The organism is Emticicia aquatilis (assembly GCF_014644295.1).
Lineage (GTDB): Bacteria > Bacteroidota > Bacteroidia > Cytophagales > Spirosomataceae > Emticicia > Emticicia aquatilis.
Window position 1 is genome coordinate 696,577 of record NZ_BMKK01000001.1, and the last position, 16,081, is coordinate 712,657.

Below are 16,081 nucleotides of genomic sequence, written 5' to 3' on the forward strand. Positions count from 1 at the left end.
AGTATTTTTCGGGAAATATTATTTTCCAGCGTTCTCAGTCATTTTTTGCATTTGTTGACGTTCGTAGAAATTAATAAAGTCTTCTAACTTGTCAACTGGTATTCGTCGAGCGATGATTTTCTTATCTTTATCCAAAATATAGTTGGTTGGTGTTGAGTACACATCAAAACTCTTTCTGAAATAATACCTACCCTTGGAATCCCAAAGATTTAATAATGGTTGGGTTTTATAGGCATGAACAAAGTTACTCATCTTTTTGGTATCATACGCAATACTCACATTGTAGATGGTTGCTTTATCCTTATTTTTGTTATAAAACTCCATTAATTTTGGAGCAGATTCTTTACAGTGGCCACAATCTGGGTCGTAGAAATGTACAATCGTATATTTAGTTTTGCTCTGCATTGGATTATACTCCTTGCCCAAAGAATCAGCCACAATCAAAGTAGGAAATACTAAACCTGTCTGCAAAGGCTTCAAAATATCAACTCTTTCCTTGAATTTCGCACGTTGAGTAGAATCTAACCAATCGGCATCTTTCAAATAATAATTTTCGGCTAAGTGAATGAATACCCCATCAAGACCAACAATTTCGTTGTTTTCGTATTTATTTGTCACCCACCACAACGCAAAACGATATACCTCTTGGTTTTTCTTGGCAAGCTTCAAGACCTTATCTGCATCACGATTGACCGAATCGGTTGTTTGATAAACCAAATCTTTGAAATAACGCTCCATGCGGCTATGTAGAAAAGGCGAACGAAGCAAACGGTCATCAGCAAAATCAAGGTTATCGAAGAAGTGACCTTTATAATAATTAAATAGATAGGTAGAATCTGGACGGCCATTGGCTTTTTTAGGCAAAACCGTTGGTAATTCAGGGTCTAAATTTGCCTTTATTACTTTGGCTGCAAAAGTCCCTTCATTTTCTTTCACCGTATTCTTCATGTAGGTATCCACCTCTTTCTGAATCAGTTCAATTTTCTTGCGGTTCATTTCTTGCGAAGCTGGGTCATTTTTCAATTTACCCATGGTACTGATGGCTTCGGCTTCTTTGCTTTTATCTTGCAAGAATTTACGATATCCGAATAAAATTTCGTTTTCTTTCGAGCCTTTAAACTTCACCGAACCTACAAAATCAGTAGTATCACCTTCGATTTCCATGAATTGCTCTTTACCATTAATAGCAAAATCATAGTATTTCGATGGCGAAAGGACAATCAGATAAATTCCACCTTTGAGTGGGTCTTTTCCTCTAAAAGTCAACTCTCCATTTTCGACCTTGGCTGAATCGACTTTTATGTATTGGTTATAACCAAAAAAATGAGCCAGATGGGCTGTTTTACCTTCAGTAACGCCCTTCATTTTTACCTTAATCGAATGCCCAAATTCTTGAGCAAAACTATCGGCCGAAAAAATGAGTGCGGTAATCAATAATAGGCTTTTGAAGTAGCGGAACGCCGCTCGGCTAATTCTCATATTAGTACAGGTTTTATTCATTTAATATTATTTCACAAAGATAAATACTTAATTGTGTGTTTTTTGTTAAACGCTTGTTAATTTAGTTGCTGGTAATTTACCCCAAAAGACAGTTTTGGGATTATCTCCCATTAAACGAAATCTAATGTTTTATATTGCGTCTAAGTTTCTCTCATTCTTTGTTATGCCTATGGGCATCTTGTGCTTATTGTTAATCTATGCTATCTCTACAAAAAATCGTACCAAATCTAAAAAGGCAGTGATTTTGGCATTTATTTTTCTTTACATAATTGGCAATTCTTTTTTAAGCAATGAGCTTTTCTTATGGTGGGAAGTTCCGCCTACTTCTATTAATAAGGTAAAGCAACATGACATAGGTATCGTATTAACAGGCGGTACTATCAATGAAGATAAACTCCCTATCGAAAATATTTTTTTAGGTGGCTCAGCTGACCGTATGGGGCAAGCCATTGAACTTTATAAGAAAGGCAAAATTAAAAAAATTCTGATAAGTGGCGGAGGAATTGAAGTTTTGGGTCAAACACAAAAATTAGAAATTGATGAGATGGCCAAATATATGATTATTAGTGGAGTTGCTAAAGAAGATATTTTTCTTGAAAAAAATGCTCAAAATACCAGACAAAATGCCCTTAATTGTTCTAAAATATTAAATAAACACTTTGCTAATCAAACTTATTTACTCATCAGTTCAGGGTTTCATTTACGTCGAGCACGTGGGTGTTTTGCAAAAGTGGGCTTAAAAGTAGATTGTTTTGGAGCAGACTATATCTCGCACGAACGTAATTTTTATTGGTATAATCTGGTTCTGCCAAGAGAAGGAAACTTAGGCTTGGTGCAATTACTCTTCAGAGAAGTAATAGGTTACAGTACCTATAAAATAATGGGATGGATTTGATTATTAATGGATAATTGAGAATGAATAATGGAGAATTAGTTTGCATTATCAATTCTCCATTATCAATTCTCCATTACTTACATACTCAATATATGCACCATTCTCAACAAATCGTCGTGAATTGGTTTTGGTTTCTTGATAGTATCAATAAATGGTGTGTAAACCATTTCGTTGTTTACAACTCCTGCCATTACGTTTTTGTAGCCTTTAATTAAGCCTTCTACCGCTCCGAGACCTAAACGGCTCGCCAAAATACGGTCGTAAGCAGTTGGTGTACCTCCACGTTGGATGTGTCCGAGTGTGGTTACACGAATATCCAATTTATCAGCTACTTGATTTTTGATTTTTTCGGCAATATCAACTGCGTGTCCTTCTTCGTCACCTTCTGCAACCACTACAATTGATGAAGATTTCGAGCGTGACCAGCCATCTTTCAATGTACTCACTACTTTTTTGAGTGGAGTGTGAGTTTCGGGGACCATTACGATTTCAGCACCACCACCAATACCTGATTGGATAGCGATATAGCCTGAGTCACGACCCATTACTTCGATAAAAAACACACGGTCGTGTGAGTCGGCAGTATCTCTGATTTTGTCAATGGCTTCGAGTGAAGTATTTACGGCAGTATCAAAACCAATAGTATAGTCTGTGCCATAAAGGTCATTATCAATAGTACCTGGACAACCAACTGTTGGAATTTCGTATTCGTTATAAAAAACCTCAGCCCCAGTAAATGTTCCGTTTCCTCCGATGGCAACCAAACCTTCGATACCAGCATTCATTAGGTTTTCGTAAGCTTTTTTACGGCCTTCAGGAGTCATAAATTCTTTACTTCTCGCTGACTTTAGCATCGTACCACCACGCTGAACTATATTACTTACTGATTGCGAGTTCATCGGAAAAATATCACCCGTAATCATTCCATTATATCCTCTTCTTATACCATACACTTCTAATCCATGATAAATCGCTCCTCTAACTGCGGCTCTGATGCAAGCATTCATACCAGGTGCATCACCTCCAGAAGTAAAAACTGCTATTCGTTTCATCTTAATATTTTCTTAATTTTGCTTAGTATTTCGCCTATTACCTTTCTCAACTTAGCTACTACTACATTAGGCACAAAAGTAATTAGTTTTCTTTACTTCTCCCAAACTTTCATTATTATTCATTAATAATATTGTTCTGCGAAAAGGGGTTTTACCGAAATTAAATTCTTTTCTATGATTATTTATAGAAATTATTGTATATTATTATTTTTATTCAAATAAAATTCGCTTAAAACGTCTTTCCTGTACTTACACGACCACAAACATAGCTATATCTTCAAAAGATAAAAAAGTAAAGTCTCAATTTCATCAAAATATGGCTTTTGATAGCGTAAATTTTTGGTGCTTATTAAGCAATTTTTAAAGTCTTCGGCTGAGAGATTCCAATCTTAACCTCTAAAGCTAATTTCTACTCCTAAAGTTAGTCAAACTATCTCAGCTTTCAACCTTACATTGCTTTTTTTATAAGTTGAGTCTGCATAAAAGCACTCAAACTATTGACTATCAGTGCATTATATAATACTTTCTAGTTTGTTTTTTTTTGGCATACTATTTGAGCCTAAGTAAGGCAATACGGTGGCCATTTTGTCACTTAACCCAAAGAGTAAGCTCGCTACTTACGATTAATTTTTACAAGAAATGTCAGGAATAACTTTACCTTTCAAGAAACTCCGTCTTAGAGTCGGAGCGTTCATGTTGCTGCTTTTGAGTGCCTTAAACTCAATGGCTCAAAACGAAAATGTTGGAATCGGAACCACAAAACCCGATAATTCAGCATTATTGGACCTCACTTCCACATCAAAAGGATTGCTGATTCCTCGTATGACCTTAGCTCAAAGAGCAGGTATTAAGAGTCCAGCAACGGGTTTGATGGTGTATCAGATTGATTTCTTTACAGGTTTCTATTTCTTTGATGGTGCCGTTTGGAAAGGCCTTTATGCCCGTAATGCCGATGGAGCAGCACTTACGTCCGAACCCGTCCCTGCGTCGGCCACAACAGGAAGTGGCTGGAGTATTGGAGGGAATTCAGGTTTAAATTCTGACCTAAATTTTCTTGGCACATTAGATACTACATCTTTAGTGTTTAAAGTAAACAATTATCGTTCTGGATTGATTGATTATCGTTTTGGTAATACTTATTTCGGTTATCGAGCTGGGTATCGTAGTCATGGTTTCAATTCGATTGCAATTGGAGCTTACGCTTTACACGATGCTAATTTAGGTTTAAATAACATCGCAATTGGTTATCAATCTTTGCTGAATAGTCAAACAGGTAGTGACAACGTAGCAGTTGGAGCAAACTCTTTATATAGTAATTTAACAGGCTCACAGAACGTAAGTATTGGTACACAAGCAGGCCAACGTTCGGTAGGTGATGGAAATATCTTTATCGGTTATAAAGCAGGGGTCAATGAGGTTGGTGATAATAAATTGTATATCGACAATAATTTTCAAAACGTAGCACTCATTTATGGTGATTTTGAAAAGTCTCGTGTGGGTATCAATACTCAAACTCCCGAAAGTGCTTTATCAATTGATAGTAAAGTAGCCAATATTAGTGGTTTGGAATTTAAGAATTTGAATAGCAACTCGCCAGCTGGAAAATCAAACCAAAAGGTTTTATCGGTTGATAGTAAAGGTCGTGTAATCTTGGTTCAAGACTCAGTAGGAACAGGCTCTGGAATTTCAGCACCAAATCTAAGCTATTGGGCAGCAAAAGGAAGTTCAATAGAAAATAGTAATACTGGTGATGTAATCGTAAGCAATTTACGTTTCAAAAGCCTAAGGACAATCTCACCTGCGGTCAAATCAAATGGAAAAGTATTAACAGTTGATGATAATGGCTTACTCGTATTGGCCCGTGATTCGGTTGGAACAACAACTCCTTCTTATTGGGGACTTAACGGAAACAATTTATCCAATACCAATGCAGGAAAATTGATTTTAAATGGTTCAATTCAATTAAACAATATCAAAGCATCAAATACCGCATTCCGCTCGTATGGGAAAGTGTTGACAGTTGATGATAATGGTAATCTAATTTTAGTAAGAGACTCAGTGGCTACTGGTAGTACAATTCCGGTTGGTCCTTCACTTTGGAATAGCAGTGGTAATAATATCGCAAATAGTAATAGCGGAGCAGTTTATATCAATAATAATTTGATTTTATCGAAACTAAGCATTGATAATACCGTAACAACATCTGCTCAAAAATTCCTTACTGTTGATAATGCAGGTAATGTAATTTTAGCCAATATACCAGCCGGAACAGGCACGACAGCAGTAGCTTCTCCTTGGACTGCTTCTGGCAACGCTATCGTCAATAGTAATACTGGTAGAGTATTAATCAATAATGGTCTTACATTACCAATCACAAGCGAAACAGCTACGACACTTTCAACACAAAAATTCTTGACTGTTGATAATGCAGGTAATGTGATTTTAGGAAACGTAACAAATAGTACACCTTCACCGTGGACAGTTAGTGGAAACGACATCGTTAACTCAAACCTCGGTAAAGCGTATATCAATAATGGTCTTTCAGTAAAAAGTGGCATCAATATTGAATCAGGTAATTTAGTAACCAATGGTTCAGTAACTAACCGTAGCGGTTTGGTTTTGAATCAATTAAAACTTTCGTTTCCTGCTTCAAAACCATCAGGTAAAGTGCTATCTGTTGATGATAACGGTAATGTAATTTTAGTGAGAGACTCGGTGGGTATTGCGGGAACGGTAGTAAATGCTCCATCGCCGTGGACAGTAACGGGCGATAACATCAGCAATTCAAATGCTGGTACTGTTTCAATAAATGCTCTTACTTTACCAAAATTAAGCAGCAATACCACACCTACGGTTACAACACAGAAAGTACTTTCGGTTGATGCTAATGGTAACGTAATTTTAGTAAATACTCCAACAAATACTACAACTACTCCAACACCAGAACTTTGGAAAGCAAATAATACCGGAGGAATCTATAATAATAGCCCATTAGGTATATCTGTAATTGGTGGTGAAGAAGGAAAAAGTGGTTTACAATTAGTAAAACTCAAATCATCTTCAAATGCCGTTAATGGAAATGGAAAGGTATTATCAGTTGACGAAAATGGTAATATTATCTTAGTAAATGATGGAATCGGAAATACAAGCTCAACTAACAGTGGTTGGACACTTACTGATGGACGCCTACACAATTCAAATAACGGAAAAGTGGTAATCGGAACTGGTATTAACTCATATCCTGGAGACTTTGGCTTATACGTAAAAGGTGGAATTCTGACCGAGAGAGTAAGGGTAGCAGTAGCTAATTCTGACCGTTGGGCTGACTACGTTTTCGAGACTGGCTATAAGTTAATGTCACTCAGAGATGTTGAAAAACATATCAACTATTACCATCACTTACCAAATGTTCCTTCGGCTGAAGAAATGACAAAAAGCGGCATGGATGTAATGGAAACAAGTGCCAAACTATTAGAAAAAATAGAAGAACTTACTCTCTATATGATTAAGGCTAATAAGCAAATTGAAGCTCTCGAAGCCAAAGTAAGCAATCTTGAAAAAATACAAAAATAACACCTTTACTATTTGGTAATTAGAAAACGTTTCGACAACAAAATGTTTAATAATATTTTACTAAAAACTACATTTTTGGCACGAAATTGTCTTATAATTAATAGTAAACTGTCATTTCTGTAAATATTTGGGTATTAATTCTTAGGCAAGAAAATGTATCCGCTTAAAAGTTTTTATTTTAGAAAACGATTTATGGCATAAAGATTGCAAATTAAATATTAAAATAATACAAATACAAAGTAAGAGTAATATAACATTGATTTTTATGGGTTAGGGTTTATTTTAAACGCCACGGCACAAGATTGCGGTGGCGTTTTTGTTTTATTTTAAAACTCCCCTATCTTTACCGTTCGTTCTACAACATTTCATAAGTCAATGCAAAAATCTAAACCTATCTCTTATTCACGCACTACAATTACCGAACTCATGATTCCATCTTATGCAAATTTTGGTGGAAAAATTCACGGAGGTATCTTACTTTCACTCATGGACAAAGTGGCATACGCTTGTGCCTCAAAACACGCAGGAGCTTATGTCGTAACCGTTTCGGTTGATGGTGTAAATTTCTTACAACCAATTGAGGTTGGCGAGCTTCTTTCGCTTCACGCATCGGTCAATTATGTAGGTCGTAGTTCAATGGTTATCGGAATAAGGGTGGTATCTGAAAATGTAAAAACTGGCGAACAAAAACACACCAACACTTCGTATTTTACAATGGTAGCGAAAGATGATAGCGGAAAACCTACCGAAGTGCCGATGCTCGAACTCGAAGACCAAGCAGACGTAAGACGCTGCCTCGAAGCCATCAAACGAAAACAATTAAAAGAAGCATATAAAGATGATTTTGACAACGAAAAATCAAGTATGCACCTCGAAGACAATCTACATTTGCTTACAAATGAGCGAGTTATCATCAAATAATTTAACTATTGGGCGAACATCCTGTTCTCCCAAAAAGTGGGTAAAAACAAATTAAATTATAAACAATAAGTACGGATTTCTGACCGCTTTCAGTATTAAACAACAAGTTTGAAACTTGTTCTACCCCCAAAATTATGACAAAAGTAACTACTATTTTCGTTACACTTTTTCTTTTAAATTTCAGCCTTTTTGCCCAAAACCTTGACATTGATATTCTCAAAAAAATCAATCAAGACCGCAACCAAAATCTCGATAAGCCATTCAATAATATCAGTAAATCGGTTTACCCTTTAAGTGTTGCCTTGCCAATCAGTTTGCTTGGTACAGGGCTTATTACCAAAGATAAAAATCTTCAACATCAGGGTATCACATCGTTGGCTTCGCTGGCAATTTCTATGGGAACAACTTATTCTCTCAAGAAAATCATTAACCGTGACCGACCCTATATTACTTATCCAAACCTACAACCTTATTACATCGAAAACGACCCAGCTTTTCCTTCTGGACATACAACTGCGGCATTCACTACGGCTACATCGTTGAGCCTGACATTCAGAAAATGGTATGTAATTGTGCCAGCCTATACATGGGCAGGAACAGTGGCCTACTCACGCTTGCATTTGGGTGTACATTACCCGAGCGATGTCTTAGCAGGTGCGGTCATTGGAGCGGGTTCGGCTTGGCTATGCTACAAAGCCAATCATTGGCTACAAAGAAAAAAATAAACCTTTCAGAAGATTGCTGGTTAAATAAGAAAGTCCACGGTCGGCAATAACACAAAACACCGTCTATCCGCCAACCGTAAAATCTTTGACCAATAATCTTCTTTAACATTGAAAAATTCTTGTATTATCATCGGAGCGGGTCTATCAGGCCTTACTGCTGCTCATGAACTATTGAAAAACAATTGGGAAGTAACGATTCTCGACAAAGGCCGAGGTGTAGGGGGGCGAATGGCTACACGCCGTGCAGGAGAAGCTCGTTTCGACCACGGAGCTCAATATTTCTCAACAAAAACACCTGATTTCAAGGCATTTACACAAAATTTTCTACAAGCGAGTATTGCCAAAGAGTGGCATCTTGAAGAGGGCGATAAATCGTTTTCTCATCCGAGAGTCATAGGTATTAATGGAATGAGTAGTATTCCGAAGTTCTTGGCAGAAGGGCTGAACATCAGAACTAACGAAAAAGCAATAGGCATTTCGGAAACTGAAAACGGCTGTAAAGTCATCACAGAAACAGGTAATTCATACGAAGCCAATGCTATCATTTGTACAGTACCTGCTCCACAAGCCATTGAGTTATTGCAAAAAAGTGAAATCTCGCTTGCCGAAATCTCTATTTTAGAAAATATTCAATATCAACCTTGTATAGCCGTCATGGCAAGTTTGAATGCTCCAACTAATATTCCAAGCCCTGGGGGAATCTCGCTCGAAAATAGTAATATTTCGTGGATTGCCGATAATTTTCAAAAAGGTATTTCGCCCGTTTTTTCGGTTACGATTCATGCTAATCCAGCATTTAGTTTGGCTCACTTTGATGATGATTTGAACGAGGTTGGAAAGCAACTATTATCAGAGGTAAGCTATCTGATTTCAGCCGAATCAGTAGAAAGTTTGCAAGTGCATCGTTGGCGATATAGCTTAGCTTCCGAACGCCACACTGACAATTTTTTAGTGTCTGCTTCCACCAAGTTTCCGTTAATTTTTGCGGGTGATGGCTTTGGTATAGGTAGTATAGAAGGTGCTTTTATTTCGGGAAAAAGTGCGGCACAGAACCTTTTAAAAATCTAAGTATATCATAACCTTGTTCAGCCTCCCAAAAACCTTCAATTTTTGGGAGGCTTTATTTCATCAATACCTCTGCATAACTTTCTGATTATCAGCAAATATTTTTCCTTTCAAGTAGCATTTTATTAGAATTCTTTTCTCTATATTTGATTAAATTCTTTAAACGCTTGAGCCATGCCTAATAGATTTCTCCCTCTGTTATTGCTCTTGTTTGCTGGGCAATGCTTCGCTAACGCTATCTTAATTCCGATGGATGACAGCCAAAGCAATCATCTGAAAGCCTATGGTATTGCCTACATGACCCTAAAAAACAACACCGAAATCGACTGGCTTCTTAATTATCGGGGAGGAAGTTTTCTGATAAATTATTCATCAAATACTCAAAAAGAATGCTTGATTCGTGGAGTTTCGTTTGAGATAATTTCGGATGCTGATGTACAAACGCTCAAACAACAAATCTCAAATCCTGATGTAAACATGGAAGTTATGCGGCTGCACAAAGCAGCACGTATTGCGGTTTATTCTCCTTCCAAAATAAGCACATCATCGTTTGAAGATACCGATGCCGTTTTGTTGGTTTTGAAATATGCCGAGATTCCTTTTGAAGTAGTATATGATGAAGAAATTTTACGAGGCGACCTTAATAAATACGATTGGCTTCACCTCCATCACGAAGATTTTACGGGTCAATTTGGTCGAAATATGCGTCGAATGAGCTACAAAGACATGAAAGCTCAAGAAGAAATTGCTCAACGCTTCAAGTACAATAAGATTTCGGCCCTCAAACTCGATGTTGCCAAAACCATCAAGACCTATTGCATGGGTGGTGGATTTTTGTTTGCGATGTGTTCGGGGGCTGAAACACTCGACATAGCTCTTTCGGCCGAAGGCGTAGATATTGTAAGTAGTCGTTTCGATGGCGATAATGTTGACAATAACGCCCAAGAAAAACTCGATTTTAATAAAACTTTTGCCTTTGAAGATTTTACGCTTTACCTCAACGACGGCGATGGATACGGCTATAATTCGATGTCTTTTTCTGATATAAACGCTTCATCTGGTAGATTCGACGAAGAAATTAATAGCTATTTCAATCTCTTCGATTTTTCAGCCAAATGGGATTTTATTCCCGCTATGTTGGTGCAGAATCACGAGCATTTGATTCGTGAGTTTATGGGACAAACGACTGCTTTCAACAAAAAAACGGTCAAATCAAGTGTTTTGGTGATGGGGGAAAGTAAGGAATCGGACAGATATATGTACGGTGAGCTTGGGCTTGGTCAGTGGGTTTTCTACGGTGGACACGACCCCGAAGGCCGCAGAGGTTTTCACCGAACACCCACTGATTTGAATCTTTTTCCGCATTCGCCTGGCTATCGCCTTATCTTAAATAACGTGCTTTTTCCTTCGGCAAAAAAGAAGAAAAGAAAGACTTGACTTTAACTTACAACGACAAAATTTCCTCCCAAACATTTTTTAAGACTGGGATTCCGTTGGCAGTATTTTTTTCTCTCGTATTCAATACACGCTCGCCCGGAAAAGTTATCTTTTTACCCTCCGAAATCGAATTTGACTGATGATAATCTTCAATGATTTGCCCTACGGCAGCCGAAATAGCCGAATGATTACCTAATTTCTTAATATCAATAGCAATATAAACTTGCGAAAGTCGATATTCGATTTCTTCTTTGCTAATCTCGTGCGTTGAAAGTCCACCAGAAAGTACAGCCGATAGAATATCTAACAAAAGCGAAAGCCCCGCACCTTTCCAATATCCAACTGGCATCGAACGCCAAGATTTCAGAATCGCACCAGGGTCGTCGGTCAGATTTCCTTCGGTATCAAAACCTCCAATTACAGAAAGCTTTTCGCCTTTCATCGCTGCCAATTCCATTGCCCCAAACGAATACTGCGACATAGCCATATCTAACACAATCGCTTCGTTTTCGTACGGCAAGGCCATTACTAAGGGGTTGTTCCCGAGTTTTGCATCGGTTGCTCCCCAAGCTGGCATATTGGCGATGGTGTTTGTCCAACCAATAAACACAAACCCAGCCTTAGCAGCTTGCCAACCGTAAGTTCCGCCCCGCATCCAGTGATTTGTATTAGCCAAACCTACACAGCCAATACCATTTTCGGTCGCTAAACTCATGGCTCTTTCGGTTGCATGAATGGCATTCAGTGGGCCTGGGCCAAGGTTTCCGTCCCATTGCTCAATTCCGCCAAATTTTGAAACCAAACTTGGTTCGGCATCGGGTTTTACAAAGCCACCTTTCAGATATTTTATAAATCTTGGAAAACGATTTACCCCATGAGTGTAGATTCCATCAAGGCTATTGACGGTAAAGATTTCAGCACAAACTTTTGCTTTGCTTGCACTAAATCCGTTGTTCAACAATATACCCTCGAAGGTAGATTGCATGGTATCTTTTGAAATCGTAAGTGTATTGCTTTCGGCTGTCATGGTTCGTTTCTTTCAAGATTTGGTTAAAAAAAATGGCTTCGCAAGGTAAGCAAAATTTAAATATTTACTTCGCCTAAAAAACAGATTCCTAAGTGACTGAAATATAAGCCCAAATTATATTTGTTTAATTTCAAAACAAATAAATTAAACAAACTCTTATAATAGGGTAGGTTGACAAACAAGCGTTTTGGGTGCAGCTTACAAACAACCGATTTAACATACTGATAATAAGCAGTTTATAAAATATTTTAAAATTTTTAAATCCAGCTCGTAATTTATTCCGTTAGTTAAGTCAACAAATAACAAATGTAAAACTTAAACAATTAACATTCAAACGGTGCGGCGTTCCGCAACAAAAATCCAATGAAAAAATTAGCATTAGTATTCGTTTCAGCACTTATCTCATTAAGTACATTCGCACAAAAAGAAAAAACTGTGATGGTAGGCGGAGCAGCAATGTATCCATCAAAAAACATTGTTGAAAATGCAGTAAATTCAAAAGACCATACAACACTTGTGGCAGCTGTAAAAGCAGCGGGTTTAGTAGAAACGCTTCAAAGTGCAGGACCATTTACAGTATTTGCTCCAACTAATGCTGCTTTCGGTAAGTTGCCAGCAGGAACAGTTGAGACTTTGGTAAAACCAGAAAATAAAGCAACTTTGACAGCAATCTTGACTTACCACGTAGTAGCAGGAAAATTGAGTGCTGCTGATATCGTAGCAAAAATCAAAGCTGGTAACGGAACTGCAAGTTTGACAACCGTACAGGGTGGAACATTGAAAGCTTCTTTGAAAGGAAAAAGCGTAGTTTTGACTGACGAAAAAGGTGGAATGTCAACTGTAACAATCGCTGACGTAAATCAAAGCAATGGTGTGATTCACGTAATTGACACAGTTGTTTTACCAAAATAATTTGGCTATGAGTCGTTAATAAAAAAGCCAATCGTGCGAAACCGCATGATTGGCTTTTTTGATTTCTCAAGCTTGATAAAGATAATACGGATTATCTTTAAATGCTTCCCAGTCGGTCAGAATTTGTTTTTTTAGCTGCTGTAATTCATCTTTCTCTGTCAATTCTTTATATTTGGTTTCTTTTTCTAATTCCTTAAAGTAAGAAATTAAAGCATTACAAAGCGTAAACTGAGCAGTAGCTATAATATCTTTCATTCTGTTTTCTCGAATATCTTTTTCCGAAAACCACAACGTTGTGCCAGTAGTGCGAGCATTTTCGGCCACATCCATCATTTGTTGGCTTGGTGAAAGTAACTTTACATCATCCATCGCCTTGCTTTCTTCTTCTTTTTCGACCGAACCTTGATAACCTTTACTTAAAGTATAAATCAGATTCGAGACTCTACGAAAGTCATAATCTTTACATTCATAGAATTTTTCAAAAATAGCACGTCTGATTTTTTTCAGAAAGACTTCGCTCGCCATTGTAGCCGTTGACGACACTCGGCTATACAAGAGTTTTGAAAGAACCGATATTTTAATAGTTGTGAGGAAGCGTCCATATTTCGATAAAATATCCCAATTGAGGTGTTGCGTTTCGCTGGTTTCTACCTTAATCTTTGCAATCAATTCGGTTATTTTTCTTTTATAGTACCTCCCTCCTATTATCAAGGCTATGGCTGGTAGGAATGTCAGATAGCCAAAAGCTTTTGTAATACCAACCCACGTTTCGTTCGGAATATCAATAATATAGGAACTACAATAAGAAATTAACGAAAGAACCAATAAGCCAACGCCAATGGGCAGCAATCGCTTTCCTTTTTTATGATAATCATTGATACTCATTTCAGAATCTATCTTGGATACCTTTGTGCTGTACGGAGCAATAATTCTGTTCGATACATCGGCAACAATCATTAGGTCGAAAGGCTTTAATCCTTTCTTTTTAACCCTTTCATTGTTTCTTCTATCATAAGCCAGCATCATACTTTCAATGCCTTGATTATCGGTTATACCTCCATCCATCAAACCAAAGGCCGTTCCAGCTACATTACTGCCATTGGCGGTCTTGAAAATAATACTTTCAGTCAGTTTTTTCTTATTTTCTTCATTCAACGCAAAATCATCAGGAAAAACCATTGGCTCAAATCCAATCGGAAAGCAAGACGAAGCAGCCAGTAAATCGCCAACTCTTAATTGCCGAATTTCATCGGTATTGGCAATATTTACATATTTATTGCCAATGATATTTTTGGTATTTTTCTCGGCAGTTTGGAATCGAAAACTATGGCCACTCTGGAAGTCAGTAGTATTGATACATACTTCTTTGATATGCGTATTTTTCGATAAATCCCAAACATTTTCCCACTTCAATTGAAGTAGTTTTTCGTCATAAACCTTTGCAAAAGCATTGATGAAATTCTGTTCTTTTGTGCCTTGCTGCCATTTTTTATCATCAGACAAAATTTTCACGGCATCGCCCAGCAGTTTTTCGCCATCCATAAACGCCAAAAGGTTCTTCCGAAACTGCTCAAAATCTTCTTTTCGATGTAGGGAAAGTAAATACATCGCTACGGCAATCGTACCACCCGAAGCCGAAGCCATGAATTTTGTACGTTGAAGCAGCGACTTTCCTTTAAATTCTAAATGATTGAGATACATCATTGTACCCAGTGCAAAAGCAGCAGCTCTGAAACCTCCACCAGAAAAAGCTAAAGCAATTTCGTCGAAGGGAGTTTGGGGGTAAGATTGGAGATTTTTGTCAGGTTTTAATGGCATAAAAAGTGGAATTATGTATTCCAAATATAGCAAAAAAAACAGAAAAAACCGAGAGAAAAATACACTTAATTATAACTTGTAAAACAAAAAAGCACTACGAAACTGATAGCTTCGCAGTGCTTTTTTTGTTTAAAACCAGTTTACAATCAAAAAATAGAGAGGCAAACCAACTGTAATATTCATTGGAAATGTAACTGCCAATGCCATTGGTAAATACAAACCTGGATTAGCCTTAGGCACCGTTATTTTCATTGCGGCCGGCACTGCTATATACGAAGCACTGGCCGCCAATACAGCGAAAATAAATCTATTTGTCACATCGGACGTAACCGCAGAGCTTAAGATTGCAAAAACACAACCATTTATCAACGGAATAAACAATGCAAAGGCAAACGGAAACATCCCAAAAGAGAAAAATGATTTCAGTTTTCTGCCACTTATAATACCCATATCTAAAAGAAAAATAGCTAAAAAACCTTTAAATAAATCATTAGTGAATGGCTTAATACCATCGGCTTGCTTTGCATTCGCCAAAAAACCAATTACCAAACTTCCCAATATCAATAATACACTTCCGTTTGTGAGTGAGTGTTTGAGTACATCAGATATTTTTATACTTTTTACCATACTTTCTCCATCAAACAGCGAGATTAACACTAAGCCAATAATGATAGCTGGAGACTCCATCAAAGCCATAATAGCCACCATATAACCATGTATATTCAATTGCTGAGATTCAAGATACGAAGAAGCAGTTACGAATGTAACGGCACTAACTGAGCCAAATGCCGCTGCAATTGCACCTGAATCATAAATATTTAGCTTACGTTTTAGAATAAAAAAAGTGTACAAGGGAATCAGCAACGAAATACCTATACCAAGAAGCATCGACCAAACAATTTCATTCGTAAATGCTTCATGAGAGAGTTCTTGTCCACCCTTGAAGCCTATAGAAAATAATAAATAGAGTGAAATAAATTTTGAAGAATTGGGTGGTATTTCTAAATCGCTTTTCAGATAAACGGCTAAAATGCCTAAAACAAAAAATAAGAGAGCAGGATTACTTAGGTTTTCAATGAGTAAATTAAAATTCATAATCTTCGATTTAAAATAAGGATTTTTATTGTAGGTCAAAAATCAATCATCCAAGTATCTT

At 37.2% G+C, this 16,081-nt stretch carries 12 protein-coding genes; 7 read left to right on the forward strand and 5 right to left on the reverse strand.

Annotated features, from left to right (window positions below; translation table 11 throughout):
• Window positions 1-18: 18 nt before the first annotated feature.
• Window positions 19-1,479, reverse strand: a complete 1,461-nt coding sequence (locus IEX65_RS02985) for a TlpA family protein disulfide reductase (protein WP_188764510.1) — start codon at window positions 1,477-1,479, stop codon at window positions 19-21.
• 145 nt (window positions 1,480-1,624) lie between these two features.
• Between IEX65_RS02985 and IEX65_RS02990 the strand changes: the two genes are divergently transcribed.
• The gene (locus tag IEX65_RS02990; RefSeq protein ID WP_188764512.1) at window positions 1,625-2,395 is read left to right on the forward strand and encodes a YdcF family protein; all 771 of its coding nucleotides are present in this window, start codon (window positions 1,625-1,627) and stop codon (window positions 2,393-2,395) included.
• 77 nt (window positions 2,396-2,472) lie between these two features.
• On the opposite strand, the gene pfkA is transcribed toward IEX65_RS02990, so the two are convergent.
• On the reverse strand, window positions 2,473-3,447 hold the full coding sequence (gene pfkA, locus IEX65_RS02995) for a 6-phosphofructokinase (RefSeq protein WP_188764514.1): 975 nt from the start codon (window positions 3,445-3,447) through the stop codon (window positions 2,473-2,475).
• A 639-nt stretch (window positions 3,448-4,086) separates the two neighbouring features.
• Between pfkA and IEX65_RS03000 the strand changes: the two genes are divergently transcribed.
• The 5 genes from IEX65_RS03000 to IEX65_RS03020 all read left to right on the forward strand — a co-directional run bounded on the left by IEX65_RS03000 (window position 4,087) and on the right by IEX65_RS03020 (window position 11,168).
• Window positions 4,087-7,020 (forward strand): beta strand repeat-containing protein, encoded by a 2,934-nt coding sequence (locus IEX65_RS03000; RefSeq protein ID WP_188764516.1) that lies wholly within the window; start codon window positions 4,087-4,089, stop codon window positions 7,018-7,020.
• Window positions 7,021-7,395: 375 nt separating this feature from the next.
• Window positions 7,396-7,941: an acyl-CoA thioesterase gene (locus IEX65_RS03005; RefSeq protein ID WP_188764518.1), complete on the forward strand. Its 546-nt coding sequence runs from the start codon at window positions 7,396-7,398 to the stop codon at window positions 7,939-7,941.
• 134 nt (window positions 7,942-8,075) lie between these two features.
• The gene (locus tag IEX65_RS03010; RefSeq protein WP_188764520.1) at window positions 8,076-8,666 is read left to right on the forward strand and encodes a phosphatase PAP2 family protein; all 591 of its coding nucleotides are present in this window, start codon (window positions 8,076-8,078) and stop codon (window positions 8,664-8,666) included.
• 108 nt (window positions 8,667-8,774) lie between these two features.
• On the forward strand, window positions 8,775-9,734 hold the full coding sequence (locus IEX65_RS03015) for an NAD(P)/FAD-dependent oxidoreductase (protein ID WP_188764522.1): 960 nt from the start codon (window positions 8,775-8,777) through the stop codon (window positions 9,732-9,734).
• A 171-nt stretch (window positions 9,735-9,905) separates the two neighbouring features.
• Window positions 9,906-11,168 (forward strand): asparagine synthetase B, encoded by a 1,263-nt coding sequence (locus IEX65_RS03020; RefSeq protein ID WP_188764525.1) that lies wholly within the window; start codon window positions 9,906-9,908, stop codon window positions 11,166-11,168.
• 7 nt (window positions 11,169-11,175) lie between these two features.
• Here IEX65_RS03020 and yiaK read toward each other — a convergent pair whose 3' ends face one another.
• Window positions 11,176-12,195: a 3-dehydro-L-gulonate 2-dehydrogenase gene (gene yiaK, locus IEX65_RS03025; protein WP_188764527.1), complete on the reverse strand. Its 1,020-nt coding sequence runs from the start codon at window positions 12,193-12,195 to the stop codon at window positions 11,176-11,178.
• A gap of 363 nt (window positions 12,196-12,558) precedes the next feature.
• Between yiaK and IEX65_RS03030 the strand changes: the two genes are divergently transcribed.
• Window positions 12,559-13,107 (forward strand): fasciclin domain-containing protein, encoded by a 549-nt coding sequence (locus IEX65_RS03030; protein WP_188764528.1) that lies wholly within the window; start codon window positions 12,559-12,561, stop codon window positions 13,105-13,107.
• 66 nt (window positions 13,108-13,173) lie between these two features.
• Here IEX65_RS03030 and IEX65_RS03035 read toward each other — a convergent pair whose 3' ends face one another.
• Both IEX65_RS03035 and IEX65_RS03040 read right to left on the reverse strand, forming a co-directional pair.
• The gene (locus tag IEX65_RS03035) at window positions 13,174-14,925 is read right to left on the reverse strand and encodes a patatin-like phospholipase family protein (RefSeq protein ID WP_188764530.1); all 1,752 of its coding nucleotides are present in this window, start codon (window positions 14,923-14,925) and stop codon (window positions 13,174-13,176) included.
• Between the two features lie 129 nt (window positions 14,926-15,054).
• Window positions 15,055-16,020, reverse strand: coding sequence for a sodium-dependent bicarbonate transport family permease (locus tag IEX65_RS03040; protein WP_188764532.1), 966 nt, complete (start codon window positions 16,018-16,020; stop codon window positions 15,055-15,057).
• Between the last annotated feature and the right edge of the window lie 61 nt (window positions 16,021-16,081).

Coding starts and splice junctions, on each gene's coding strand:
- IEX65_RS02985 (WP_188764510.1), bottom strand. CDS start 1,479: ATGAGAATTAGCCGAGCGGCGTTCCGCTACTTCAAAAGCCTATTATTG.
- IEX65_RS02990 (WP_188764512.1), top strand. CDS start 1,625: ATGTTTTATATTGCGTCTAAGTTTCTCTCATTCTTTGTTATGCCTATG.
- pfkA (WP_188764514.1), bottom strand. CDS start 3,447: ATGAAACGAATAGCAGTTTTTACTTCTGGAGGTGATGCACCTGGTATG.
- IEX65_RS03000 (WP_188764516.1), top strand. CDS start 4,087: ATGTCAGGAATAACTTTACCTTTCAAGAAACTCCGTCTTAGAGTCGGA.
- IEX65_RS03005 (WP_188764518.1), top strand. CDS start 7,396: ATGCAAAAATCTAAACCTATCTCTTATTCACGCACTACAATTACCGAA.
- IEX65_RS03010 (WP_188764520.1), top strand. CDS start 8,076: ATGACAAAAGTAACTACTATTTTCGTTACACTTTTTCTTTTAAATTTC.
- IEX65_RS03020 (WP_188764525.1), top strand. CDS start 9,906: ATGCCTAATAGATTTCTCCCTCTGTTATTGCTCTTGTTTGCTGGGCAA.
- yiaK (WP_188764527.1), bottom strand. CDS start 12,195: ATGACAGCCGAAAGCAATACACTTACGATTTCAAAAGATACCATGCAA.
- IEX65_RS03030 (WP_188764528.1), top strand. CDS start 12,559: ATGAAAAAATTAGCATTAGTATTCGTTTCAGCACTTATCTCATTAAGT.
- IEX65_RS03035 (WP_188764530.1), bottom strand. CDS start 14,925: ATGCCATTAAAACCTGACAAAAATCTCCAATCTTACCCCCAAACTCCC.
- IEX65_RS03040 (WP_188764532.1), bottom strand. CDS start 16,020: ATGAATTTTAATTTACTCATTGAAAACCTAAGTAATCCTGCTCTCTTA.